Raw genomic sequence first — 578 nt, forward strand, 5'->3', positions numbered from 1 at the left:
TCCCCGCCGAGGACCCAGGGGATCACCCCACCCCCGGCCGCGATCCGCCTGGCCGCCCCGACACTGACCGGCTGATCAACCCCATCGATCGACGCCGCCCCGACACCCGAGTCCAGATCATCCAGGCCGACCCGGACGATGACCGTCGCCCCCGCCAGCGGGACCCGTGTCTCGCATCCGAGGACGTGCGCGCAGAACACACTCAACGCGTCCGCCTGGATCATCGGCACCGTCCGCCGATCCGCATCCGGTGCATCCGCATCGGTGGCATCCTTCCGGGCAGCGAACGCCGCGGTCACGAACCCACGGATCGCGGTCACCACCGGCGCTGCGGTCTCCGCATCCAACACCGCGTGCAGATGCACCATCCCGTCACGTTCGAACATCGTCACCGACCGGCGCCCCCGCCGCTCCTGCTCCCGAGGCCCCACACCGGCCGGGTCCAACCACGCCTCCGCACGCACCACCAGCTTCCGCACATCATCCAACGACACCCCCACCGCACGCTCCACCAGCACCCGCTCACCCTCCACGGTCCGCTCCGGCCCTGCCGCCACCCGACACCGGTCCAACACCGC

The 578-nt window shown here is 71.3% G+C and carries 1 protein-coding gene; it reads right to left on the reverse strand.

The features are described from left to right. Positions 1–533 (reverse strand): DUF222 domain-containing protein (locus RS83_RS00005; protein WP_231587690.1); only part of this gene is annotated, 533 nt, incomplete at its 3' end. Positions 534–578: the final 45 nt, after the last annotated feature.

The sequence above is a fragment of the Microbacterium oxydans genome (assembly GCF_000956525.1).
GTDB lineage: Bacteria > Actinomycetota > Actinomycetes > Actinomycetales > Microbacteriaceae > Microbacterium > Microbacterium oxydans_A.